The organism is Pseudomonas sp. Pc102, from assembly GCF_018408275.1.
Classification (GTDB): domain Bacteria; phylum Pseudomonadota; class Gammaproteobacteria; order Pseudomonadales; family Pseudomonadaceae; genus Metapseudomonas; species Metapseudomonas tohonis.
This window is the reverse complement of the sequence record NZ_AP021905.1, coordinates 4,705,660-4,729,933: the sequence shown is the minus strand read 5'-3', so window position 1 is coordinate 4,729,933 and position 24,274 is coordinate 4,705,660. Positions and strand designations below refer to the sequence as shown.

Annotated in this window: 19 protein-coding genes and 2 pseudogenes; 10 read left to right on the top strand and 11 right to left on the bottom strand. The window is 69.0% G+C overall.

Features of this window, described 5'->3' with window-relative positions; all coding sequences use genetic code 11:
• Positions 1–15: 15 nt before the first annotated feature.
• The 7 genes from ngg to mnmC form a co-directional block, all read right to left on the bottom strand.
• A complete protein-coding gene (gene ngg, locus PHLH3_RS21450) occupies positions 16–1,773 on the bottom strand; it encodes an N-acetylglutaminylglutamine synthetase (RefSeq protein WP_213625709.1) in 1,758 nt (585 codons plus the stop codon).
• 13 nt (positions 1,774–1,786) lie between these two features.
• Positions 1,787–3,556 carry an N-acetylglutaminylglutamine amidotransferase gene (locus tag PHLH3_RS21445; protein WP_213625708.1) on the bottom strand — a complete coding sequence of 590 codons (1,770 nt, stop codon included), beginning with the start codon at positions 3,554–3,556 and terminating at the stop codon, positions 1,787–1,789.
• A 135-nt stretch (positions 3,557–3,691) separates the two neighbouring features.
• Positions 3,692–4,390 carry an MBL fold metallo-hydrolase gene (locus PHLH3_RS21440; RefSeq protein WP_213625707.1) on the bottom strand — a complete coding sequence of 233 codons (699 nt, stop codon included), beginning with the start codon at positions 4,388–4,390 and terminating at the stop codon, positions 3,692–3,694.
• A 12-nt stretch (positions 4,391–4,402) separates the two neighbouring features.
• Positions 4,403–5,140: a sulfite exporter TauE/SafE family protein gene (locus tag PHLH3_RS21435; RefSeq protein ID WP_213625706.1), complete on the bottom strand. Its 738-nt coding sequence runs from the start codon at positions 5,138–5,140 to the stop codon at positions 4,403–4,405.
• Positions 5,140–5,679, bottom strand: coding sequence for a rhodanese-like domain-containing protein (locus tag PHLH3_RS21430; protein ID WP_213625705.1), 540 nt, complete (start codon positions 5,677–5,679; stop codon positions 5,140–5,142). Before PHLH3_RS21430 ends, PHLH3_RS21435 begins: the two co-directional genes overlap by 1 nt.
• A gap of 25 nt (positions 5,680–5,704) precedes the next feature.
• Positions 5,705–5,971: a metal-sensing transcriptional repressor gene (locus PHLH3_RS21425; RefSeq protein ID WP_213625704.1), complete on the bottom strand. Its 267-nt coding sequence runs from the start codon at positions 5,969–5,971 to the stop codon at positions 5,705–5,707.
• A gap of 142 nt (positions 5,972–6,113) precedes the next feature.
• Positions 6,114–8,075 carry a bifunctional tRNA (5-methylaminomethyl-2-thiouridine)(34)-methyltransferase MnmD/FAD-dependent 5-carboxymethylaminomethyl-2-thiouridine(34) oxidoreductase MnmC gene (gene mnmC, locus PHLH3_RS21420; protein WP_213625703.1) on the bottom strand — a complete coding sequence of 654 codons (1,962 nt, stop codon included), beginning with the start codon at positions 8,073–8,075 and terminating at the stop codon, positions 6,114–6,116.
• 233 nt (positions 8,076–8,308) lie between these two features.
• Here mnmC and pap point away from each other — a divergent pair, with 233 nt between their 5' ends.
• Positions 8,309–9,796 carry a polyphosphate:AMP phosphotransferase gene (gene pap, locus PHLH3_RS21415; RefSeq protein ID WP_213625702.1) on the top strand — a complete coding sequence of 496 codons (1,488 nt, stop codon included), beginning with the start codon at positions 8,309–8,311 and terminating at the stop codon, positions 9,794–9,796.
• A gap of 123 nt (positions 9,797–9,919) precedes the next feature.
• Positions 9,920–11,104, top strand: a complete 1,185-nt coding sequence (locus tag PHLH3_RS21410; protein ID WP_043247020.1) for a thiolase family protein — start codon at positions 9,920–9,922, stop codon at positions 11,102–11,104.
• 642 nt (positions 11,105–11,746) lie between these two features.
• Here PHLH3_RS21410 and PHLH3_RS21405 read toward each other — a convergent pair.
• The gene (locus PHLH3_RS21405) at positions 11,747–11,953 is read right to left on the bottom strand and encodes a DUF6316 family protein (RefSeq protein WP_173172254.1); all 207 of its coding nucleotides are present in this window, start codon (positions 11,951–11,953) and stop codon (positions 11,747–11,749) included.
• 282 nt (positions 11,954–12,235) lie between these two features.
• Between PHLH3_RS21405 and PHLH3_RS21400 the strand changes: the two are divergent.
• Positions 12,236–13,188: pseudogene (locus PHLH3_RS21400) on the top strand (DMT family transporter).
• A 157-nt stretch (positions 13,189–13,345) separates the two neighbouring features.
• Here the strand turns inward: PHLH3_RS21400 and PHLH3_RS21395 are convergent.
• The 3 genes from PHLH3_RS21395 to PHLH3_RS21385 all read right to left on the bottom strand — a co-directional run bounded on the left by PHLH3_RS21395 (position 13,346) and on the right by PHLH3_RS21385 (position 16,436).
• A complete protein-coding gene (locus PHLH3_RS21395; RefSeq protein ID WP_173172258.1) occupies positions 13,346–13,963 on the bottom strand; it encodes an NAD(P)H-dependent oxidoreductase in 618 nt (205 codons plus the stop codon).
• Positions 13,956–15,350 (bottom strand): class II fumarate hydratase, encoded by a 1,395-nt coding sequence (locus tag PHLH3_RS21390; protein ID WP_043247029.1) that lies wholly within the window; start codon positions 15,348–15,350, stop codon positions 13,956–13,958. The genes PHLH3_RS21395 and PHLH3_RS21390 overlap by 8 nt, the downstream gene beginning before the upstream one ends.
• Positions 15,351–15,422: 72 nt before the next feature.
• Positions 15,423–16,436 carry a DUF2804 domain-containing protein gene (locus PHLH3_RS21385; RefSeq protein WP_213625701.1) on the bottom strand — a complete coding sequence of 338 codons (1,014 nt, stop codon included), beginning with the start codon at positions 16,434–16,436 and terminating at the stop codon, positions 15,423–15,425.
• 303 nt (positions 16,437–16,739) lie between these two features.
• On the opposite strand from PHLH3_RS21385, the gene PHLH3_RS21380 reads away from it, so the two are divergent.
• The 7 genes and pseudogenes from PHLH3_RS21380 (at position 16,740) to PHLH3_RS21350 (ending at position 24,204) form a co-directional block, all read left to right on the top strand.
• The gene (locus tag PHLH3_RS21380) at positions 16,740–17,249 is read left to right on the top strand and encodes a DUF2059 domain-containing protein (RefSeq protein WP_043247034.1); all 510 of its coding nucleotides are present in this window, start codon (positions 16,740–16,742) and stop codon (positions 17,247–17,249) included.
• Between the two features lie 12 nt (positions 17,250–17,261).
• Positions 17,262–17,566, top strand: a pseudogene (locus tag PHLH3_RS21375) (BolA/IbaG family iron-sulfur metabolism protein).
• 248 nt (positions 17,567–17,814) lie between these two features.
• Positions 17,815–18,750 (top strand): rhodanese-related sulfurtransferase, encoded by a 936-nt coding sequence (locus PHLH3_RS21370; protein WP_213625700.1) that lies wholly within the window; start codon positions 17,815–17,817, stop codon positions 18,748–18,750.
• Positions 18,751–18,794: 44 nt separating this feature from the next.
• Entirely contained in the window at positions 18,795–19,397 is a 603-nt protein-coding gene (locus PHLH3_RS21365; protein ID WP_213630640.1) for a DsbA family protein, read from the top strand.
• Positions 19,390–21,171, top strand: coding sequence for an ABC transporter ATP-binding protein (locus PHLH3_RS21360; RefSeq protein WP_213625699.1), 1,782 nt, complete (start codon positions 19,390–19,392; stop codon positions 21,169–21,171). The genes PHLH3_RS21365 and PHLH3_RS21360 overlap by 8 nt, the downstream gene beginning before the upstream one ends.
• A 485-nt stretch (positions 21,172–21,656) precedes the next feature.
• Positions 21,657–23,066 (top strand): amino acid permease, encoded by a 1,410-nt coding sequence (locus PHLH3_RS21355; RefSeq protein ID WP_213625698.1) that lies wholly within the window; start codon positions 21,657–21,659, stop codon positions 23,064–23,066.
• A 94-nt stretch (positions 23,067–23,160) separates the two neighbouring features.
• On the top strand, positions 23,161–24,204 hold the full coding sequence (locus PHLH3_RS21350) for a hypothetical protein (RefSeq protein ID WP_213625697.1): 1,044 nt from the start codon (positions 23,161–23,163) through the stop codon (positions 24,202–24,204).
• Positions 24,205–24,274: the final 70 nt, after the last annotated feature.

The following is a 24,274-nucleotide window of genomic DNA, read 5'->3' as shown; positions in this document are numbered from 1 at the left end:
CCGTGGGCCCGGGGCTCAGGACAGCGGCTGGCTGAGGGGGAACAGCAGGTCGATGAAGCGCTCGGCGGTGGGCTGCGGCTGGTGGTTGGCCAGGCCGACCCGCTCGTTGGCTTCGATGAACACGTAGTCGGGCTGGTCGGCGGCGGGCACCAGCAGGTCCAGCCCCACCACCGGGATGCCCAGCGCGCGGGCGGCGCGCACGGCCGCCTCGCCCAGGCTCGGGTGGAGGATGCCGGTGACGTCCTCCAGGGTGCCGCCGGTGTGCAGGTTGGCGGTGCGGCGCACGGCGAGGTGGGTGCCCTCGGGCAGCACGTCGTCGTAGCCGTAGCCGGCGTCCCTGAGGGTGCGTTCGGTCTCGTCGTCGAGGGGGATGCGGCTTTCGCCCCCGGTGGCGGCCTGGCGCCTGCGGCTCTGCGCCTCGATCAGCGAGCGGATGCTGCGCTGGCCGTCGCCGACGATCTCCGCCGGGCGACGGATCGCCGCCGCGACCACTTCATAGCCGATCACCACGATGCGCAGGTCGTGGCCCTGGTGGAAGCTCTCCAGCAGCACGCGGCTGTCGAAGCGCCGGGCGTTGTCGATGGCCGCTTCCACCTCGGCGGCGCTGCGCAGGTTCACCGCCACGCCATTGCCCTGCTCGCCGTCCACCGGCTTGACCACCAGGGCGCCATGTTCGGCGAGGAAGGCGGCGTTCTCCTCCGGCGTGCCGGCCAGGCGCTGCGCCGGCAGGCTGAGGCCGGCGCGGGCCAGGGTGCTGTGGGTGAGGGTCTTGTCCTGGCACAGGGTCATGCTGACGGCGCTGGTCATGTCCGACAGCGATTCGCGGCAGCGCACGCTGCGCCCGCCCTGGCTGAGGCTGAAGAGCCCCGCGCGGGCGTCGTCGACGCGCACCTCGATGCCGCGGCGGTGGGCCTCGTCGACGATGATGCGCGCGTAGGGGTTGAGGTCCTCCTCCGGGCCGGGGCCGAGGAACAGCGTCTGGTTGATGCCGTTCTTGCGCTTGATGGCGAAGGTTGGCAGGTCGCGGAAGCCGAGTTTCGAGTACAGCGCCTTGGCCTGGCGGTTGTCGTGCAGCACCGAGAGGTCGAGGTAGGCCAGGCCACGGCTCATGAAGTGCTCGATGAGGTGGCGCACCAGCGCCTCGCCGACGCCGGGGCGGTTGCATTGCGGGTCCACCGCCAGGCACCAGAGGCTGGAGCCGCCCTCCGGGTCGTGGAAGGCCTTGCGGTGGTTGAGGCCCATCACGCTGCCGACCACCTGGCTGCTCGCCGAGTCCTCGGCCAGCCAGTACACCGGGCCGCCCTGGTGGCGCGGGGTTATGGCGTCATGGTCCACCGGCAGCATGCCCCGGCTGCGGTACAGCTGGCTGATGGCCTGCCAGTCCTCCTCGCTGTGGGCGCGACGGATGCGAAAACCCCTGAAGGCCCGACGCGCCGGGCGGTAGTCGGTGAACCACAGGCGCAGGGTGTCGGAGGGGTCGAGGAACAGCTGCTGCGGGGCCTGGGCCAGCACCTGCTGGGGCGCGGCCACGTAAAGGGCGATGTCGCGTTCGCCGGGGCTTTCGGCCAGCAGCTCGCGGGCCAGGCTCGCCGGGTCCGGGTAGGTGTGGCCCAGCAGCAGGCGGCCCCAGCCGCAATGCAGCACCTGGACCTGCTCGGCCTGTTCGTCCTTGTGCTCTTCCGCCAGGCGTGCCTGCAGGCGCTCGTAGGAGGGCGCCTGGCCGCGCAGCAGACGCTGGCTCTGCACGTACTGCTGGCTGGTAAAGAATTTCATCGCGAATCTCTCCTTAGAGTCCCTGCTCGTTGAGCCAGAGGTTGAGCGCCGCCATCTGCCACAGCTTGGAGCCGCGCAGCGGGGTCAGGTCTTCGCCGGGGTTGGCCAGCAGGCGTTCGAGGGTGGCGGCGTTGAACAGGCCGCGATCCTGGCTCGGGTCCAGCAGCAGCTCGCGCACCCAGTCGCGGGTCTTGCCCTGCAGGTGCTTGAGGCCGGGCACGGGGAAGTAGCCCTTGGGCCGGTCGATCACCTCGTGGGGGATGACCTGGCGGGCGACTTCCTTGAGCACCTGCTTGCCGCCATCGCCCAGCTTGAAGCGCGAGGGGATGCGCGCGGAAAGCTCGACCACGCGGTAGTCGAGGAAGGGCACCCGCGCTTCCAGGCCCCAGGCCATGGTCATGTTGTCGACGCGTTTGACCGGGTCGTCCACCAGCATGATGGTGCTGTCCAGGCGCAGGGCCTTGTCGACCGGGTCCTCGGCGCCGGGGCGGGCGAAGTGTTCGCGGACGAAGTCGCCGGCCACGTCCCCGGTGAGCCAGGCCGGCTGCACGGTGTCGCGGTAGTCGGCGTGGCTGCGGTCGAAGAACCCCGCGCGGTAGGTGGCGAAGGGGTCGGTCGTGTCGGCCAGCGGCGGGTACCAGTGGTAGCCGCCGAACAGCTCGTCGGCGCCCTGGCCGCTCTGCACCACCTTGCAGTGTTTCGAGACCTCGCGGGAGAGCAGGTAGAAGGCGATGCAGTCGTGGCTGACCATCGGCTCGCTCATGGCGCGGAAGGCCGCCGGCAACTGCTCGATGATCTCGTGCTCGCCGACCCGCAGCTGGTGATGGCGGGTGCCATAGCGGCGGGCGATGAGGTCGGAGTATTCGAATTCGTCGCCGCGTTCGCCGCCGGCATCCTGGAAGCCGATGGAGAAGGTCAGCAGGTCCTCGACGCCGGCTTCGGCCAGCAGGCCCACCAGCAGGCTGGAGTCGACACCGCCGGAGAGCAGCACGCCCACTTCGCGGGCCGCGCGCTGGCGCACGGATACGGCGTCACGCAGGCTGCCCAGCAGCAGGTCGCGCCAGTCGGCCAGCTGCAGCCCGGCTTCCTCGGCGCAGTGGCCGTAGTCGAGGGTCCACCAGGTGCCCTGGTCGGTATTGCCCTCGGCGTCGATCATCATCCAGCTGGCCGGCGGCAGCTTCTCGATGCCCTTGACCAGGGTGCGCGGCGCCGGCACCACGGCATGGAAGCTGAGGTAGTGGTTGAGCGCCTCGGCGTCCAGGGTGCCGTCGATGTCGCCGCCCTTGAGCAGCGCCGGCAGGCTGGAGGCGAAGCGCAGGCGGCTGGCGGTGCGCGACAGGTACAGGGGCTTGATGCCGAGGCGGTCGCGGGCCAGGAACAGGCGCTGGCTGCCCGGCTCCCAGATGCCCAGGGCGAACATGCCGTTGAGCTTGGGCAGCATGTCCTTGCCCCAGGCGTGCCAGGCCTTGGCCAGCACCTCGGTGTCGCCGCCGGAGCGGAAGCGATAACCGAGGGCCTGCAGCTCTTCACGCAGCTCGGGGAAGTTGTAGATGGCGCCGTTGAAGCTCATCGCCAGGCCCAGGTCGGGTTCGACCATCGGCTGCGCCGAGCCGTCGGACAGGTCCATGATCTTCAGCCTGCGGTGGCCCAGGGCAACGGGGCCCTGGCTGTGGAAACCCCAGGCGTCGGGGCCGCGAGGGGCGAGGTGATGGGTGATGCGTTCGACCGCTGCCAGGTCGGCGGGTCGCTTGTCGAAGCGTAACTCTCCAGAAATGCCGCACATAGTTCCTTACCGGTTCTGCCGTTGGGGATACCACCCGCTTTATGCGGGCAGTAAGAGTCCGACCGGTAACTTTGCCGATGGTTTAGATCAAATAGTTATTAGGAGAAGGGGCGCTTTCTGGCCGTGGGGCGCGCCTCAGGGGCGGCCGCAGGCGCGGTTGGCGGGCACGGCGATGTCCATCATGCGCGGGTTGGGCAGGCGCAGGCTGGCCATCAGCGCCGCATAGGCCTCGGCGTCCGCCACCTGCAGGCGCGGGTTGTGGGCACGTTCCTCGGCGATGCTCGAACGCGTCCAGCCGCGGTAGTCGTGGCCGGGGCACACCTCGGTGTCGCCGGCCAGCGCCAGCAGGCGCTGCAGGCTGGCCCACTGGGCGCGCGCGTCGCCGTTCTGGAAGTCGGTACGCCCGGTGCCGCGGATCAGCAGCGTATCGCCGGTGAACACCCGCGCCGGAGTGCCGTCGGCGGGGCTGGCGGGCAGCAGGAAGCAGTAGGAGTCCGCAGTGTGCCCGGGGGTGTACCAGGCGATCAGCTCGCGCGTGCCGAAGCGCAGGCGCGTGCCGTCGGCGAAGGTGAAGCTGGCGCAGGTGCTGCCGCTTTCGGCGCCGAATCCGCTCTGGCAGCCGGTGGCCTCGCGCAGGTCGCCCAGGGCGGTGATGTGGTCGGCATGGGTGTGGGTATCGAGCGCCAGCACCAGGCGCAGCCCGAGTTCGTCGAGCAGGCGCAGGTAGGCGTCGAGCTGTTCCTTCACCGGGTCGATCAGCACCGCCTCGCCGGCGTCGGCGAGCAGGTAGGTGTAGGTGGAGCTTTCGGCATCGAAGAGTTGGCGCAGCAGCATGGTGCAATCTCCTCAGATCAGTTTCTGCAGGGCCACCGACAGGCTGGTGATCACCAGCAGCACCGCGAACAGGCGTTGCAGTGCCGGGCCGCCCAGGCGGTACGCCAGGCGGTTGCCGACCAGCATGCCGAGCGCGCCGCCGACTGCCAGGGCACCGAGCAGCAGCGCCGGGGGCTGGGCCTGCCCCAGGTAGAGCAGGAAGCCACCGCCGGACACCACCACGACCACCGCCATGGACGTAGCGGTGGCGGCCAGTACCGAGAGCGGCGTGAACCAGAGTAGCGCCGGAACCACCAGGAAGCCGCCGCCGACGCCCATCAGTCCCGACAACACGCCCACGCCCAGACCGATGGCCAGCAAAGGGAGGTAACGGAAGGGGCCCGTGCCGGCGCGCGGCCGCTCGGCGCCGTGCCACAGGCGCCAGGCGGACCACAGCACCAGCAGGCAGAAGCCGGTGATCAGCAGGCCCTCCGGCACCCAGTGCCCGAGCCACTGGCCCAGTGCGTTGCCGGGCAGGCCGGTGGCGGCGAGCAGCAGCACCGGGGGCCAGGCCACCAGGCCCTGGCGCAGGCGCAGCACGGTGCCGACCAGGGCGGTGAGGGCCACCGCGCCGAGGCTCACGCCGACCGCGTCGCGCAGCGGCAGGTGCAGGCTGAGCAGCAAGGGCAGGGCCACCAGCGAGCCACCTGCGCCGGTCAGCCCGAGCAGCAGGCCGAGCAAGGTGCCGATGGCGAGGGCTTCGAGAAGCATCAGCGGTTCCAGGGCATGCGGGCGAGCACCAGGGCCAGGCCGCAGGTCCCGCTCAGCCCGGCGAAGGTGAGGCCGGCGCCGACGAAGCCGCTCAGCAGGTACCAGCCGGGATGCAGCCAGGTGCCGAGGACGACACCCAGCAGCACCAGGCTGCCGGCGCTGATCTGCACCTGGCGCTGCAACTCCAGGCCGCCGCCGCTGCCTTCGCGGGGCATGCCGCAGGCCAGGCAGGCATCGGTGCCACCCTCGATCACCTGCACGCCCGGCAGCAGGGCGCTAAGGCGCTCGGCCGCCTGGCGCGCACGCTGGCCCTTCTGGCAGATCAGGTAGAGCTCGTCGCCGCTGCCGAGGCCTTCGCCACGCAGGCGCTCGGCCAGGCGGGCGGGGTCCAGGTTGCCCAGCGGTTCGTTGCGGGCACCGGCGATGTGCCCGGCGCGGTATTCCGCCGGGCTGCGCACGTCGACGAGGAAGCGGGCGCCTCCCCGCTGGTGCAGTTCGGCGAAGCGCGGCGCGTCGATCAGGCGGATGGCGTCGTTCATGTCGGGTACTCCCCAGGAGTATATGTCAGGTGTACTTGGTGAAGATCGCGCGCACGCGCGCCAGGGTCTCGGCATCGTCGCGATCCGGGTCGAGCACGGTTTCCTCGACCAGGCAGGCGAGCATCTCCTGGTAGGCCTTGTCGAGCGCCTTGCGGGCGGCCGAGAACTGCTGCGCGATGGCCTCGCAGGGCTCGCCGCGACGGATCATCGCCTGGATGCCGCGTACCTGCCCCTCGACCCGTGCCAGGCGCTTGAGCATGGCGTCCTGGCGTTCCTGCGTGGGGCCGCTCATGGCGCCATCGCTCGTGCCGGGCGCGGATGGAGGGTGATGGGCATGGCGGGTACTCCCCTGGGGTTTATACCGGGGGGAGTATAGGAGCGACTCGTCGGGTTGTCAGCTGCGGCGCGTTGCCGCCTGGCGGATCGGCAGGCGGCTAGCGCCCGCGCACCAGGCGGCGCAGGGGGAAGCGGTTGGGGTGGCAGGCTTCGGCGACGTCGCGGGGCACGGGCAGCGGCTCGCCCTCCAGCCAGGCGGCCAGCAGCTCGCCGGCCAGCGGCGCGGTGATCAGCCCGCGCGAGCCATGGCCGCTGTTGACGTAGAGGCCATCGAGCCAGGGCGCGGGCACGTCCGGCACCTGGCGCGCGTCGCGGCCGAGCACCGCATAGGCCTCGGCGAAGGCGTCGGCATCGCACAGCGGGCCCACCAGTGGCAGGTAGTCGGGTGTGGTGCAGCGGAAGGCGGCGCGGCCTTCGAGCACGGCGGGGTCGAGCCGGTCGGCCTGCAGGCGCTCGGCCAGGTCGGGGGAAATCTCCCGCAGCAGGTCGAGGTTGCCGGCGTGTTCGGCGGTGGTGGGGGCCAGGTCCTGGCTGTGGAAGTCGAAGCTGGCGCCCAGGGTGTGCTCGTCGTTGCGCACCGGCGCCACGTAGCCTTCGGCACAGACCACGGTCGCCAGGGTGCGGCTGCCCTCGGTCGCCGGCAGGCGGGTGATCTGCCCACGGATGCGCTTGAGCTGCATCCCGGCGGCCTGGGGAAAGCGCAGGATCTCGGCGGCGCCGGCGAGCACCGCGACCGGTGCCTCGGCGATCACCCGCTCGCCATCCAGGGCCTGCCATCGGCCGTTCTCGCGGCGCAGTTGCAGGGCCTCGCTGTGGGGCAGCAGGCGGATGCCGGGCCGGGCGGCCAGCCAGCGGCACAGGGCGGGTGGGTGCACCCAGCCGGCCTCGGGGTAGAACAGCCCCCCGGCGGGCAGGGGAATGCCGGCGACGGCTTCGGCCTGCTCGCGGTCGAGGTGGCGCAGCAGGCCGGCGGGGAAGGCTTCGGCGAGGCGCGCCTGGCGCTCGGCTTCCTTGGCTTCGAAGGCCAGTTGCAGCACGCCGCAGCCTTGCCAGTCCTGGTCCGGCTGCAGGTGCTGGACCAGGCGGCGGGTGTGGCCGAAGCCGCTGACGATCAGCCGCGACAGTGCGGTGCCGTGGGCGGAAAGCTTGAGGTAGAGCACTCCCTGGGGGTTGCCGGAGGCTTCTTCGGCGACGCCGGCGTGGCGTTCCAGCAAGGTGACCTGCCAGCCACGTGCGGCCAGGCTGGCGGCACTGGCGCAGCCGGCGAGGCCGGCACCTATCACCAGTGCCTGGCGCTCGCCCACCTGCGGTGCGGGTCGTGCGAACCAGGGTTTGTCGGCGTGCGCGGGCTCGCCGATGAAGTGCCCCTTGCTCATGTGCCATTTGTTGCCGAAGCCTTTGGCGCGGCGAATCTGGAAGCCCGCTTCCTTGAGTGCACGACGCACGAAGCCGGCGCTGGTGAAGGTGGCGAGCGTGGCGCCCGGCGCGCTGAGCCGTGCCAGTTGGGCGAACAGTTCGGGGGACCACATGTGCGGGTTCTTCGCCGGGGCGAAGCCGTCGAGGAACCAGGCGTCGATGCGTGCGTCCAGTTCGGGCAGGCATTGCAGTGCGTCGCCCACCAGCAGCGTCAGCGTCACGCGGCCGCCGGCGAACGACAGGCGCTGGAAACCGGGGTTGATGGCGCGGTACTGGTTCAGCAGTGCGTCGGCGAACGGCGCCAGCTGCGGCCACAGCACCAGGGCGCGGGCCAGGTCGTCGCGGGCCAGGGGGAATTTCTCGACGCTGACGAAGTGCAGCCGCGCATCGGCCGGCGCGTGCGCCTCGAAGAGTTGCCAGGTGCAGAGGAAATTGAGCCCGGTGCCGAAGCCCGTCTCGCCCACCACCAGGCGCCCGTCGGCACCGAGTTCGGCGAAGCGGCGCGGCAGGTCGTTGCCGTCGAGGAACACGTGGCGGGTCTCGTCGATGCCCGAGGTGGGGGAGAAATAGACGTCGTCGAACTCGCGCGACAGCGGCTGGCCCTGCTCATCCCAGTCGAGCAGTGCGTGATGGAAATCGGACATGGAGGACCCCGGCGGAACGAAGCGCGAATAGTAGCCGATCGCGGTGCCGCGGCGCGTGCGACAGGGGGACGCTCGGGGCGGTGGGCGAGGAGTTGGAGGATTCGCGTGTAGTGCCCGATCCTCCGGGGCCGTTGTGGGGGCCGGCGTGGGAGTGCCTCGCGACTCTGTCGAATCTTTCACCCCGCAGCGCTGCGTCTTCCGCTATTTTTTCTCCACCAACCAGGGAGAGTCGCATGTTCGAATCTGCGGAAATCGGTCATTCCATCGACAAGGAAACCTACGACAAGGCCGTGCTGGAATTGCGCGAGGCGCTGCTGGAGGCGCAGTTCGAGCTCAAGCAGCAGGCGCGTTTCCCAGTGATCATCCTGATCAACGGCGTCGAAGGGGCCGGCAAGGGCGAGACGGTTAAGCTGCTCAACGAGTGGATGGACCCGCGCCTGATCCATGTCGAGAGCTTCCTCATGCCCACCGACGAGGAGCTGTCACGTCCGCCGCAGTGGCGCTTCTGGCGCAAGTTGCCGGCCAAGGGGCAGACCGGCATCTTCTTCGGCAACTGGTACAGCCAGATGCTCCATGCGCGCGTCGAGGGGGATATCAAGGACGCGCGCTTCGACCAGGCCATCGAGTCCGCCGAGCGCTTCGAACGCATGCTCTGCGACGAAGGCGCGTTGATCTTCAAGTTCTGGTTCCACCTGTCCAAGAAGCAGCTCAAGCAGCGCCTCAAGGACCTGGACAAGGACCCGCAGCGCAGTTGGAAGCTCAACCCGCTGGACTGGAAGCAGAGCGAGACCTACGACCGCTTCGTGCGTTTCGGCGAGCGCATGCTGCGCCGCACCAGCCGTGACTACGCGCCCTGGTACGTGATCGAGGGCATCGACGAGAACTACCGCAGCCTCAGTGTCGGCCGCATCATCCTCGAAGGCCTGCAAGCCGCGCTCAAGCGCAAGGATCGAGCGATCCCCCAGCCCCACGCGGCGCCGCTGATCTCCAGCCTGGATGACCGCAGCCTGCTCGACAGCCTCGACCTGAGCCTGAAGCTCGGCAAGGACGACTACAAGGAGCAACTGGCCACCGAGCAGGCACGCCTGGCCGGGCTGATGCGTGACAAGCGCTTCCGCGAGCACGCGCTGATGGCGGTGTTCGAGGGCAACGACGCGGCGGGCAAGGGGGGCGCCATCCGCCGCGTCACCGGCGCCCTCGACCCGCGCCAGTACCGCACCGTGCCCATCGCCGCACCCACCGAGGAGGAGCGCGCCCAGCCGTACCTGTGGCGCTTCTGGCGGCACGTTCCGCCGCGCCGGCAGTTCACCATCTTCGACCGCTCCTGGTACGGCCGCGTGCTGGTGGAGCGGGTCGAGGGCTTCTGCTCCGAGGCCGACTGGCTGCGCGCCTACAGCGAGATCAACGACTTCGAGGAACAACTGCACAACTACGGCATCGTCGTGGTGAAGTTCTGGCTGTCGATCGACAAGGACGAGCAGATGGCGCGTTTCAAGGAGCGTGAGGAAACCTCGTTCAAGCGCTACAAGATCACCGAGGAGGATTGGCGCAACCGGGACAAATGGGACCTCTACGTCGATGCGGTGGGCGACATGGTGGATCGCACCAGCACCGAGCTGGCGCCCTGGACCCTGGTCGAGGCCAATGACAAGCGCTTCGCACGGGTGAAGGTGCTGCGCACCATCAACGAGGCGCTGGAGAGGGCGTTCAAGAAGGGCTGAACCGGCGGGCGATGGCCGCGCATACGCAGGATGAATGATCGTCGCCCACGGACATTGGGTGGATTTATCCTCGCGCCATCGTCAATGGACACCCGTCCTCAAACCGACAAGAAGAGGTGCGTCATGCGTGAAGTGGTGATAGTCGACAGCGTTCGGACCGGCCTGGCCAAGTCCTTCCGTGGCAAGTTCAACATGACCCGGCCGGACGACATGGCCGCCCACTGCGTGAACGCCCTCCTGGCGCGCAACGACCTGGACCCGGCACTGGTGGACGACTGCGTCGTCGGCGCCGGCTCCAACGAAGGCGCCCAGGGCCACAACATCGGCCGCAACGTGGCCGTGCTGTCCGGCCTGGGCATCGGCGTCGCCGGCATGACCCTGAACCGCTACTGCTCCTCGGGCCTCCAGGCCATCGCCATCGCCGCCAACCAGATCGCCTCCGGTTGCAGCGACGTGATGGTCGCCGGCGGCGTCGAGTCCATCACCCTGACGCTGAAAAGCATCAACCAGGACAACTTCGTCAACCCGCGCCTGAAGCTGGAACACCCCGGCATCTACTACCCGATGGGGCAGACCGCCGAGATCGTCGCGCGCCGCTACAACGTCAGCCGCGAGGCGCAGGACCTGTACGCCCTGCAGAGCCAGCAGCGCACCGCCCGCGCCCAGGCCGCCGGCCTGTTCGACGACGAGATCGTGCCGATGAACGTGAAGTACGGCGTCGAGGACAAGGCCACCGGCGAGAAGAAGATTCTCGAGGGCGTGGTCGACCGCGACGACTGCAACCGCGCCGACACCACCCTGGAGGGCCTGGCCTCGCTGAAGCCGGTGTTCTCCGAGGACGGTTCGGTCACCGCCGGCAACTCCTCGCAGCTGTCCGACGGCGCCTCCATGACCCTGCTGATGAGCCTGGACAAGGCCATCGAGCTGGGCCTCAAGCCGCGCGCCTTCTTCCGTGGTTTCACCGTGGCCGGCTGCGAGCCGGACGAGATGGGCATCGGCCCGGTGTACTCGGTGCCCAAGCTGCTCAAGGCACGCGGCTTGTCGGTGGACGACATCGACCTGTGGGAACTGAACGAAGCCTTCGCCTCGCAGTGCCTGTATGCCCGCGACCACCTGGGTATCGACAACGAGAAGTACAACGTCAACGGCGGTTCGATCTCCATCGGCCACCCCTTCGGCATGACCGGTTCGCGCCAGGTCGGCCACCTGGTGCGCGAGCTGCAGCGCCAGGGCAAGCGCTACGGCATCGTCACCATGTGCGTGGGCGGCGGCATGGGCGCCACCGGGCTGTTCGAAGCGGTGCGCTGATCCGCATACCGCACGACGCTGGAATGGAAAACCCGCAACGGCCTGACCGCTGCGGGTTTTCTTTTGCGCGCTGCGCACCCTGGGCGGGGGCGTGCTCTTCGTGGAATGGGGGCGCTGCGCGAAACCCGTCGATGCGGCGCCGCGCTCGAGCTCGTCTGGTGGAGGTGAAAAGCGACCTCCACCCTACGCAGCGGTCATCGCCCCAGCGCTGGATCGGCATTTCCTGTAGAGGCGACTTCAGTCGCCAAGCGGCGCGCAGCGCTGCCCCGTGGGAGCGAATTCATTCGCGATGAGCCGGGGCGAGGGCGTGCTCTTCGTGGAATGGGAGCGCTGCGCAAAACCCATCGATGCGGCGCCGCGCTCGACCTCGTCTGGTGGAGGTGAAAGGCGACCTCCACCCTACGCAGCGGTCATCGTCCCAGCGCTGGAGCGGCATTTCCTGTAGGGGCGACTTCAGTCGCCAAGCGGCGCGCAGCGCTGCCCCCGTGGGAGCGAATTCATTCGCGATGAGCTGGGGCGAGGGCGTGCTTTCGTAGGATGGGTAGAGCTGCGCGAAACCCATCGATGCGGCGTCACGGGAAGACTCGCCTGGTGGAGGTGAAAGGCGACCTCCACCCTGCGCAGCGGTCGTGCTCGCGGCGCTCAGAGGCGGCTGGCGATGATGTCGTCGGCCTGCATCATGCGGCGGATGTAGAAGGCGATCTCGCGCTCGGCGTCGGCGCGGGTGAAGTAGGGGCCTTCCAGGGTGCCTTCGCGGGTGGCGAAGAAGTACTGCCCATTCACCGCGCTGACGCGGTCGCTGCGGTAATGGGTGCCGGCTGCGGCGTCCACGGTGCGTTGCCCGAACATGCTGATTACTCCGGGGTGAATGGGTCGGATGATCTTTGAGTCTAATCCGCGTCCCGGTGCCTGCGCGCTCAGGCGATGGACGGTACGAATCGGCGCCTGATCGCCACCGTTCGCGGCATTTCCATAAAAATGACGCTGGAAAGCTGACGCGTGGCGCTGCTCCGACCGGTACAGTTGAGCGCCGCTCGCGCCGGCAATTGTCGCTGTGTGCGCCACGGGGCAGGTTCTAGAATGAGCGGCCCGCCGCCTTGCCGGCCGGGTCCCTTCCGCTTCGAGGTCTCCATGCACATTTCTTCCGGCCGTTGGCTCTACGGCCTGTTCCTCGCCCTGGTCACCGCCGTGCTCTGGGGCATCCTGCCGATCAAACTCAAGGAAGTGCTGAAGGTGATGGACCCGGTGACCGTCACCTGGTTTCGCCTGCTGGTTTCCGGCTCGCTGCTGTTCGTCTGGCTCGCCGCTACCCGCCGGCTGCCGCGCTTCAAGCCACTGGGGCGCAAGGGGGCGCTCTGGTGGCGCTGGCCATCGCCGGGCTGCTGGGCAACTACGTGCTCTACCTGATCGGCCTGAAGATGCTCAGCCCCGGCACCACGCAACTGGTGATCCAGGTGGCGCCGATCCTGTTCCTGATCGGCAGCCTGTTCATCTTCAAGGAGAGCTTCAGCCTCGGCCAGGCGCTCGGGCTGGCGGTGCTGGTGCTGGGCTTCGGGCTGTTCTTCAACCAGCGCCTGGATGAGCTGCTCACCTCCCTCGGCACCTACACCACCGGGGTGCTCATCGTGCTGGCGGCGGCCTTCGTCTGGACCTTCTACGGGCTGGCGCAGAAGCAGCTGCTGACAGTGTGGAATTCCATGCAGGTGATGATGGTGATCTACCTCGGCTGCGCCGCGTTGCTGACGCCCTGGGTGGCGCCGCTGGAGGCGCTGCAGCTGTCGCCGCTGCAGGGCTGGCTGCTGCTGGCCTGCTGCCTGAACACCCTGGTGGCCTATGGCGCCTTCGCCGAGGCCCTGGCCCACTGGGAGGCTTCGCGGGTCAGCGCGACCCTGGCCATCACCCCGCTGGTGACCTTCGCCTCGGTGGCCCTGGCCGCCAGCCTCTGGCCCGACCACGTGGTGCCCGAGCAGCTCAATGGCATCGCCTACGGCGGCGCGCTGCTGGTGGTGCTGGGCTCCGCGCTGACCGCCCTCGCGCCCTCGCTGGTGCGCAGCTGGAAGGCGCGCCAGGCCCGCGCGCTGTAACGGCTCACAGGGGCACATGGGGGCGACCGCAGGGGCGACTTCAGTCGCCCAGCGGCGCTCCGCGCCGCCGCTTTACCGGGCTGTAGCCCGGGCTACGTTTGCATCCTGAAACGCCTATCGTTGGGCCTCGCTGCGCTCGGCGCCAACCTACGCCGCGCTAGTTGCGGGTCCCCAGGGTTTCCGCCTTGCGCAGCCAGGCCTGGCGCTGTTCCTCGGAGGAGGAGCGAACCGGGGCGAATTCGGCCAGGCGGCGGGTCTTGATGCCGCAGAAGCCTAGTATGGTGCGGGTCATCTGCCGGTGCCCGGGGGCGCCGTAGATCCAGCGGAAGTACCAGGGCGGCGTGTCCAGGGTCACCAGCAGGTCGGCGGTGCGGCCTTCCAGCAACTTTTCCCAGGAGCGCACGCCGCGGTAGCGGAAGGCGAAACCGGGGAGGAATACGCGGTCGAAGAAGCCCTTGAGCAGGGCCGGCACGCCGCCCCACCAGACCGGGTAGACGAACACCAGATGCTCGGCCCAATGGATCTGCCGCTGGGCCTCCAGCAGGTCCGGCTCCAGGGCCTGGCTCTGGTCGTAGCCTTGGTGCAGCACCGGGTCGAACGCCATCTCGCCGAGCTTGAGCAGGCGCACCACGTGGCCTTCGCTGCGGGCGCCCTGGGCATAGGCTTCGCCAAGGGCGTTGCACAGGCTGTTGTCCTTGGGCGAACCGAAGATCATGAGGATGCGCTTGCCGTCGCCTTCCAGGGGCGTGGCGCCGTGCTTGGTGGCTTCAACCATGCTGGCCGGCCTCCAGCATGGTTTCCGGGCGGACCCAGGCGTCGAAGTCCTCGGCGCTGACGAAGCCCAGCGCCAGCGCCGCCTCGCGCAGGGTGGTGCCCTCGCCGTAGGCCTTCTTGGCGATCTGCGCGGCCTTGTCGTAGCCGATGTGGGTGTTGAGTGCGGTGACCAGCATCAGCCCACGCTCCAGGTGCTCGGCCATGCGCGCCGCGTCGGGCTCCATGCCGGCCACGCAGTGGCGCTGGAAGTTGCGCGAGCCGTCGGCCAGCAGGCGGATGGACTGCAGCAGGTTGTGGGCGATCACCGGCTTGAACACGTTGAGCTGCAGGTGGCCCTGGCTCGCGGCGAGGCTGATGGTGGTGTCGTTGCCGATCACCTGGCAGGCGAGCATCGACAGCGCCTCGCACTGGGTCGGGTTGACCTTGCCGGGCATGATCGAGCTGCCCGGCTCGTTGGCCGGCAGCCTCACTTCCGCCAGGCCGCCACGGGGGCCGGAGCCCAGCAGGCGCAGGTCGTTGGCGATCTTCATCAGCGCCACGGCGAGGGTCTTGAGCGCACCGGAGAGCGCCACCAGCGGCTCGTGCCCGGCGAGGGCGGCGAACTTGTTGGGGGCGGAGACGAAGGGCAGCCCGGCCAGCGCCGCCAGCTCGGCCGCCATGGCCTCGGCGAAACCGTGGGGCGCGTTGAGCCCGGTGCCGACGGCGGTACCGCCCTGGGCCAGTTGGTAGACCGCCGGCAGGGCGTTGCGGATGGCGCGCTCGGCGTAGTCGAGCTGGGCAACGAAGGCGGAGAGCTCCTGGCCGAAGGTGATGGGCGTGGCGTCCATCATGTGGGTGCGCCCGGTCTTCACCAGGTGGGCATGCCGCGCGGCCTGCTCGGCGAGGCCGCCGGTGAGTTCGGCGAGGGCCGGCAGCAGCTCGTCGTTCACCGCCCGGGCCACGGCGATGTGCATGGCGGTGGGGAAGCTGTCGTTGGAGCTCTGCGCGTGGTTGACGTGGTCGTTCGGGTGCACCGGGCTCTTGCCGCCGCGCTGGCCGCCGGCCAGTTCGTTGGCGCGACCGGCGATGACCTCGTTGACGTTCATGTTGCTCTGGGTGCCGCTGCCGGTCTGCCACACCACCAGGGGGAACTGGTCGTCGTGGCGGTGGGCGAGCACTTCGTCAGCCGCCTGTTCGATGAGCCGGGCGATGTCCGGGGAGACGGTGCCGTTGCGGCCGTTGACCCGCGCGGCGGCCTTCTTGATCAGGGCCAGGCCGTGCACCACCGCCAGCGGCATGCGTTCGACGCCGATGGCGAAGTTCTCCAGCGAGCGCTGGGTCTGGGCGCCCCAGTAGGCGTCTTCGGCGACTTCGACTGGCCCCAGGCTGTCTGTTTCGGTACGGCTCATTTGCACATGCTCCAGAAAGGATTTTCCGCAGTTTAGGCCGCGGATGGAGCATGGGGTTCCGCCGTGGCGCTATTACCAGCGTGCGTGGGTGGTGCCGAGCCAGCCCATGGCGTTGTCCACCGGCACGCGTTCGCCGGTGGGGCCGCGCAGCACGCCGTCGAAGCGGCCGAACCACTGGCGGGTGTCGGCGTAGAGCGGCCCGAGGCGGGGGTTGGCCTGGTGCAGCTGGCGCGGGGTGAAGGTGAGCTGCACGCGGTTGCATTCGGTGCCCAGCTGCCAGGGCGCGAGAGGGTTGCTCTGGGCCTGTTCGATGCGCACCGGGCGGTCCAGCTTGGACAGCTCGCCGCCGAACCACAGGGCGTTCTCGGTCAGGCCGCTGGCGTCGGTCCAGCCGGCTCCGAAGTTGCCGGCGATGCCGCCGCTGGTGGCAAAGGCGGCGCGGGTCCACTGGCTGTGCAGGGGCCAGACGCCACGGCCGAAGTCGAGGGCGGCGAAGCTCTGTCCGGCCTGGCAGTCGAAATGGCGGTTGCCCAGTTGCACGCTGCCGCTGGCGGGCAGGCCGAGCTGGCGGCTGCTGGCGTGGAAGCCGCGACCGGGGAAGGGGGCGACGAGGTTCACCGAATCCAGGTGCAGCGGGCGCAGCACGTCGAGCGCGGCCTGCAGCGGCTGGCCACCGATATCGGGCACGGCGACGGTGATGCGTGCCCGTCCGGGGTGCTCATCCACTTTCAGGTGCAGGCGCGGGTGCTGGAATTCGTAGCTCTCCAGGGGCGTGTCGGGCAGGCGGCAGCCTCGGCCGAGCAGGCGCAACTGGGAGTGATTCACCGCGAGGCCGGTTTCCATGTCGAGGAAGTAGGCGCCGCAATAGCCGATGTAGTCGAGGTCGGCGAGCGTCAGCGACAGCACCCACTGCGGGGTGGTGATGCACCAGTGGTTCCAGCGCTTGCGCCGGCCGACGTTGCCGGGCATCGCGCAGTCCAGGCGCGGGCGGTTCGACCAGCCGATGGCGGACGGGTCCAGCCGGCCCTGGGGGTCGCACAACGTCGCCGACCCGTGCGGCACCAGTGCGGAGATGTGGCTAGTCATCGGACACGTCCATGTAGGGATGCAGCTTCCAATTTCGGGGGCGAGGGAACATTGCGCGCGACAGGTGGCCCAAAGGGGCGATGTGTCGGTGGGCTGACAGCGTTTTATTGACGCGCAAGGATGCCCAGAGGCCGCTAGCATGAGCAAGTGATGGCATTTTGACAATAGACCGTTGGAGTGCACCCATCCACAGTTCGGCCGTGATCCGGCACACGTCCTCGTCGCTTGAGCTCCCCATGGGCTCGGGCGCAGAATGATCCGCCCTCGGGTGACCCCCGTAACCGCTCAGACAAAGGAATACCGATGACCAAGCTTCGCGTACTTTGCACCGCCGTCCTGATCGCCTGCGCCAGTGGCCAGGCGCTGGCCGATGCCGCCAGTCATGCCGCCAACGCTGAGCGCTTCCTCAAGCTCGCCCACGCCGACAAGCTCACCGTGCCGGTCTACGGCCAGGTGCAGCAGATGTTCGCCCAGCGCTTCGAGCAGAGCGGCGCGCCGGCGGACAAGAAAGCCGCGCTGGAGAGCTACCAGGCCAAGGCCAACACCGCCCTCGACAAGGCCGTGGGCTGGGACAAGCTCAAGCCCGAGCTGGTGAAGATCTACACCACCAACTTCACCGAGCCGGAGCTGAAGGACCTGATCGCCTTCTACGAATCGCCCCTGGGCAAGAAGGTGCTGGAAAAGATGCCGACCCTCACCGCGCAGTCCGCCCAACTGACCCAGTCGCGCCTGGAAGCGGCCGTGCCGGAAGTGAACAAGCTGCTGGCCGACATGACCAGCGAACTGGCCCCCAAGGACCAGAAGAAGAAGTAAGCGGAGCCCTGCATGAGCATGCGTGATCGAATCCTCGCCGCGTTCGCGGCCCTCGAGCCCCAGCACCTGGAGGTGCTGGACGAGAGCCACATGCACAGCCGCGGCCTGGAGACCCACTACAAGGCGGTGATCGTCAGCCCGGTGTTCGCCGGGCTCAACGCGGTCAAGCGGCACCAGAAGGCCTATGGCTCGCTGGGTGAGCTGATGGGGCAGTTCCATGCCCTGGCCCTGCACACCTACACCCCGAGGAGTGGGCCGCGCAAGGCGCCGTGCCGGATTCGCCCACCTGCAAGGGTGGCAGCAAGCACGATCATTGAGGCCGCAGGTGCCCTGATGCTCTTTGTGGGAGCGGTTTCAACCGCGAAGGCCGGCGTCGCGGTCATCGCCAATGAATTCGCTCCCACAGGGGCCTTGGCGCCAGCGCCGCAAGTCGCCTGAGACCTTTTCACGCAGCCGTCCGGTTGCGCTTTTTGCTAGAATCCGCCCCCAGCGCCGGCCCAGCCGGCGCTGTCGTTTCTGTTACCCGGTCCGCCCTTTGCGTGGGCGACCACTGGAGGAAGTCCCCATGTCCCGGATCGTCGTCGCGGCGCTCTACAAGTTCGTCTCCCTGAAAGATTACGTTGCCCTGCGCGAACCCCTGCTCAAGACCCTGCTCGAGAACGACATCAAGGGCACGCTGCTGCTGGCGGAGGAGGGCATCAACGGTACCGTCTCCGGCACGCGCGAGGGCATCGATGCGCTGCTGGCCTGGCTCAAGGTCGACCCGCGCTTCGCCGACCTCGACCACAAGGAGTCCTACTGCGACGAGCAGCCGTTCTACCGCACCAAGGTCAAGCTGAAGAAGGAGATCGTCACCCTGGGCGTGCCCGGCGTCGATCCCAACCAGCGCGTCGGCACCTATGTCGAGCCGCAGGACTGGAATGCCCTGATCAGCGACCCCGAGGTGCTGCTGATCGACACCCGCAACGACTATGAAGTGGCCATCGGCACCTTCGAGGGCGCGGTCGATCCGAAGACCAAGTCCTTCCGCGAGTTTCCCGACTACATCCGCCAGCACTACGACCCGGCTGTGCACAAGAAGGTCGCGATGTTCTGCACCGGCGGCATCCGCTGCGAGAAGGCCTCGGCCTACATGCTGGGTGAGGGCTTCGAGGAGGTCTTCCACCTCAAGGGCGGCATCCTCAAGTACCTGGAAGAGGTGCCCGAGGCCGAGACCCTCTGGCGCGGGGACTGCTTCGTCTTCGACAACCGCGTCACCGTGCGCCACGATCTTTCCGAAGGCGACTTCGACCAGTGCCACGCCTGCCGCAACCCGATCTCGGTCGAGGATCGCCAGTCGCCCCATTACGCCCCCGGCATCAGTTGCCCGCATTGCTGGGACAGCCTGAGCGAGAAGACCCGCGCCGGTGCCCGTGAGCGGCAGAAGCAGATCGAACTGGCCAGGCAGCGCAACCTGCCGCACCCGATCGGTCGCAACCCGCGCCAGCCCATGGAGAGTTGAGAGAAACGATGGCCAGGACCCGCCTGCTCTACGTGATGGACCCGATGTGCTCCTGGTGCTGGGGGTTCGCCCCGGTCGCCGACGCCCTCGCCGAGCAGGCCCGCGCGGCCGGCGTGCCCATGCACCTGGTGGCTGGTGGCCTGCGTACCGGGCAGGGTGCCTCGCTCGATCCCAACACCCGGCGCTACATCCTCGAGCACTGGCACGCGGTGCGTGACGCCACCGGCCAGCCCTTCCGTTTCGACGGGGCGCTGCCGGACGGCTTCGTCTACGACACCGAGCCGGTGTGCCGTGCGCTGGTGGCCGCTCGCAGCCTGCACGAGGAGGCGACCTGGCCGCTGGTCAAGCTGATCCAGCACGCCTTCTACGCCGAGGGCCGCGACGTGACCCAGGCGGCGGTGCTGGTGGCGCTGGCCGAGACGGCCGGCATCCCGCGCATCGAGTTCGCCGAGGCCTTCGATGGCGCCGCCGCGCACCAGGCCACCGCCGAGGACTTCACCTGGGTGCAGGACCTGGGCATCGCCGGCTTCCCCACGCTGCTCGCCGAGCGCGACGGCCAGCTGGCGCTGCTGACCAACGGCTACCAGGGCCTGGAGGAGCTCGCGCCGCTGCTGGCCCGCTGGCTGGAGCGCGCGACCCATGCCTGACCGCCTGAGCTGGGCGGAGATCCGCCGCCTCGCCCTGCGCCATCGCAAGGCCCTGTGGCTGGCCAACCTGGTGGCGGTGCTGGCCACCCTCTGCAGCGTGCCGATCCCTTTGTTGCTGCCGCTCTTGGTGGACGAGGTGCTGCTCAGGCAGGGCGACGCCGCACTGAAGTTCATGGACCACTTCCTGCCCGACGGCTGGCAGGTGGCCGCCGGCTACATCGGCCTGATGCTGGTCACCACCCTGCTGCTGCGCAGCCTGGCGCTGGTGTTCAACGTGCTGCAGGCGCGGCTGTTCGCGCGGCTGTCGAAGGACATCGTCTACCGCCTGCGCATCCGCCTGATCGAACGCCTCAAGCGCATCTCCCTGGGCGAGTACGAGAGCCTGGGCGGCGGCACCGTCTCCGCCCACCTGGTCACCGACCTGGACACCCTCGACAAATTCATCGGCGAGACCCTGAGCCGCTTCCTGGTGGCCATGCTCACCCTCGCCGGCACCGCCGGCATCCTGGTGTGGATGCACTGGAAGCTGGCGCTGCTGATCCTGCTGTTCAACCCGCTGGTCATCTGGTCCACGGTGCAACTGGGCAAGCGTGTGAAGCACCTGAAGAAGCTGGAGAACGACAGCACCTCGCGCTTCACCCAGGCGCTGACCGAGACCCTGGAAGCCATCCAGGAAGTGCGCGCCGGCAACCGCCAGGGCTTCTTCCTCGGTCGCCTCGGCCTGCGCGCGAAGGAGGTGCGTGACTACGCCGTCGCCTCGCAGTGGAAGAGCGATGCCGCCGGGCGCACCAGCGGCCTGCTGTTCCAGTTCGGCATCGACGTGTTCCGCGCCGCGGCCATGCTCACCGTGCTGTTCTCGGACCTGTCCATCGGCCAGATGCTGGCGGTGTTCAGCTACCTCTGGTTCATGATCGGCCCGGTGGAGCAGCTGCTCGGCCTGCAGTATTCCTACTACGCCGCCGGTGGTGCCCTGGCGCGCATCAACGAGCTGCTGGCGCGTGCCGACGAGCCGCAGTACGCCGGCCGTGTCGACCCCTTCGCCGGGCGCGACACGGTGGGCGTGCAGGTGGAAGGGCTGCGCTTCGGCTATGGCCGCGACGAGCCGGTGCTCGATGGCCTCGACCTGTCCATCGCCCCTGGCGAGAAGGTCGCCATCGTCGGCGCCAGCGGTGGCGGCAAGAGCACCCTGGTGCAACTGCTGCTGGGCCTCTACAGCCCCCAGGCCGGGACCATCCGCTTCGGCGGCGCCAGCCTGGAGGAGATCGGCCTGGAGCGCGTGCGCGAGAACGTCGCGGTGGTGCTGCAGCACCCGGCGCTGTTCAACGACAGCGTGCGCGCCAACCTCACCCTGGGCCGCGAGCGCAGCGACGAGGCCTGCTGGCGTGCGCTGGAGATCGCCCAACTGGCCGACACCATCCGCGCGCTGCCGCAGGGTCTGGACAGCGTGGTCGGCCGTTCCGGCGTGCGCCTCTCCGGTGGCCAGCGCCAGCGCCTGGCGATCGCGCGCATGGTGCTGGCGGACCCGCGCGTGGTGATCCTCGACGAAGCCACCTCTGCCCTCGACGCCGCCACCGAGTACGCCCTGCACCAGGCCCTGGCGCGCTTCCTCGAGGGGCGCACCACGCTGATCATCGCCCACCGCCTGTCGGCGGTTAAGCAGGCGGACCGGGTGCTGGTGTTCGACGGCGGGCACATCGCCGAGGATGGCGACCACCAGCGCCTGATCGCCGACGGCGGGCTCTACGCCAAGCTCTACGGCCATCTGCAGCACTGAGCCCGGTGCCGCCGCGTCAAGCCGGCGCACCGCGCTGTCAACAATTCATGACGCCAACGCCCGCCGGGCCCGCGCCGGCCGCGGGGGCGCCGCAGGCGTAAGGAAAAGCTTCCGCCGCCCGGCTCGGCCCACACAGTTTCGGCACGCAACTGTGCCTTGTCTCGCGGCGCCCGGGCGGGTGTGATGGCCCCGCCACGCGTGCCGGCCATCGAGCACGCCCATGACAACAACACCCGGAGGTCCTCGATGACCCCAGCCTTGCAACCGGGCGCCCGTGCGCCCGGCCTCCCCGTATCCGCCACCGCCTGTGACCTGCCGGCCCCGGCGTGCATCCCTGTCAACGCGACGCGTCGTGCCCGTCCCCTCCGTTCCCCCGGGGAGGTGCCGCCCGACGCCCGCTGAAAGGTCCACCCGCCTTGCCATTCCGTCGCGCCACAAGCGCTGCGGGTCCGATTTTCGTCACGAAAACAACAAAAGGTGACGCCATGCACGACATGCAATCCCAGGGCACGCTCCAGCGCGGCCTGAAGAATCGCCACATCCAGCTGATCGCCCTCGGGGGCGCCATCGGCACCGGGCTCTTCCTCGGCTCGGCCGGGGTGCTCAAGTCCGCCGGCCCGTCGATGATCCTCGGCTACGCCATCTGCGGCTTCATCGCCTTCCTGATCATGCGCCAGCTCGGCGAGATGATCGTCGCCGAGCCGGTCGCCGGCTCCTTCAGCCATTTCGCCCACACGTACTGGGGCGGCTTCGCCGGCTTCCTCTCGGGCTGGAACTGCTGGGTGCTGTACATCCTGGTCGGCATGTCCGAACTCACCGCCGTGGGCAAGTACATCCACTTCTGGTGGCCCGAGGTGCCCACCTGGGCGACGGCGGCGGCCTTCTTCGTGCTGGTCAACGCCATCAACCTGGCCAACGTGAAGCTGTTCGGCGAGGCCGAGTTCTGGTTCGCCATGATCAAGGTGGTGGCCATCGTCGGCATGATCGTGCTCGGCTGCTGGCTGCTGTTCAGCGGCTCCGGCGGCGAGCAGGCGACCGTGTCCAACCTCTGGGCCCATGGCGGCTTCTTCCCCAACGGCGTCGGCGGGCTGGTGATGGCGATGGCCTTCATCATGTTCTCCTTCGGTGGGCTGGAGATGCTCGGCTTCACCGCCGCCGAGGCCGAGAAGCCCGGCCAGGTGATCCCCAAGGCGATCAACCAGGTGATCTGGCGCATCCTCATCTTCTACGTTGGCGCCCTGGTGGTGCTGCTCTCGCTGAGCCCCTGGGACGCGCTGCTGGCCAGCATCAACAGCGCCGGCGATCCCTACAGCGGCAGCCCGTTCGTGAAGATCTTCGCGCTGATCGGCAGCGACGCCGCCGCCCACCTGCTGAACTTCGTGGTGCTCACTGCGGCGCTCTCGGTCTACAACAGCGGCACCTACTGCAACGGCCGCATGCTGGTCGGCCTGGCGGAGCAGGGCGATGCGCCGAAGTCCCTGGCGCGGGTCGACAAGCGCGGCGTGCCGGTGCGTGCGCTGGTGGTCTCGGCGCTGGTGACCTTCCTCTCCGTGGTGGTGAACTACGTGGTGCCGCACAACGCGCTGGAGCTGTTGATGTCGCTGGTGGTGGCGGCGCTGGTGATCAACTGGGCGATGATCAGCTACTCGCACCTCAAGTTCCGCCAGCACATGGACCGTCAGGGCACCCGCACCGCCTTCCGCGCCCTCTGGTCGCCCTACGGCAACTGGCTGTGCCTGGCCTTCGTGGTCTTCATCCTCGGCGTGATGCTGCTGATCCCCGGTATCCAGGTGTCGGTCTACGCCATTCCGGTGTGGCTGCTGGTGATGGCGGGCTGCTACCGCCTGAAGCTGTCCAGCGCCGCGCGGGCCAAACAGGCCTGCGCCGCCGGCTGACCTCGCCACGCATCACCCGGGCCCGGCCTTCGCGCCGGGCCTTTTCATGGGCGGCGCGCACCGGGCGTGGCGCGCTGCCGGGCGATCTGCGAGCATGTCGCGCCGCCTGTCCATGGAGGGTGCATCCGCAATGATCTTCGGCCCCGATCCCACGTTCATCCTGATCTTCGGCATCGCCGTGCTGCTGGCCGTGCTGTCCGTGCCCGGGCTGCTGGCCCTGTCGCTGGCGCTGGCGTTGCCGCGCTCGCGTGGTCACGTCCTGGCACGGCCCTGGCGCTATGGCGTGCTGGGCGTCCTGCTGATGTGCTTCGCCGCGCTGGGCGTGCTGATTCTCTGGCAGGAGCGGCAGATGGAAGCCGAGATGCAGGCCAGGCACGACGCCCTCAACCCGCGCCTCGTGCAGGACCTGCAACTGGGCGAGCTGCTGTTCCCCGCCGGCAGCCAGGTGCGCCTGGATACCTTCGAGCCCCTGGACTGGCAGGACCAGCCGCAGCCCCACGGCCTGGACAGCCTGATCGAGGCCTGGCTGCCCAGGCCGCAGCGCGTGCTGGGCCTGGAGGTGGACGCCATGGAGCTGCCGCTGCACCACTCGTTCTCGCGCATGCGCCTGGTGCAGGACAGCGTCGTCGAGGGCTGGCCCTGCGCGGGCAACGACTGGGTGGAGTACCGCCGCGAGATCGAGGAGCGTTTGCAGCCGTCGCGCTGGCGCTTCGACCGTTGCCCGCTGGTGCCCGGCAGCCGGCTGTTCGGGTTGGAGTGGCCGCTGGGCAGCCTGGTCTACGGCAACGGTTACGGCTGGACCCTGCGGGTTTCCGACAGCGCCGGGCCGCTGCCGCTGGAGGGCATGAGCCTGCTGGAGCTGAACCTGATGCTCGATGGCGACCGCAACCTGCTGCGCTGGGATGGGCGATTGGCCGCGCCGTACGCGCTGGGCGACTGGGACTACCCCGCCGGCACCCGCGTGCGCCACCTCGACCAGCAGCGCCTGTTGCTCAGCCCGACCCGCGACGCCCCGGCCCACAACCGCGTGAATGGTGAACAGGTTGAGTTCGGACAGTCGCTGGTGCAGGCACGCGATGGGCGTGAGCTGGGGCGTGAAGGCAACGAGCGGATGGGGGTGAACGACGTCTGGGAGTGATGGCCTACGACGATTGCCCCTGTGGATGTCGGCGTTCTCCGAATCCCCCCTCGCATCCTGGGCATCCCCT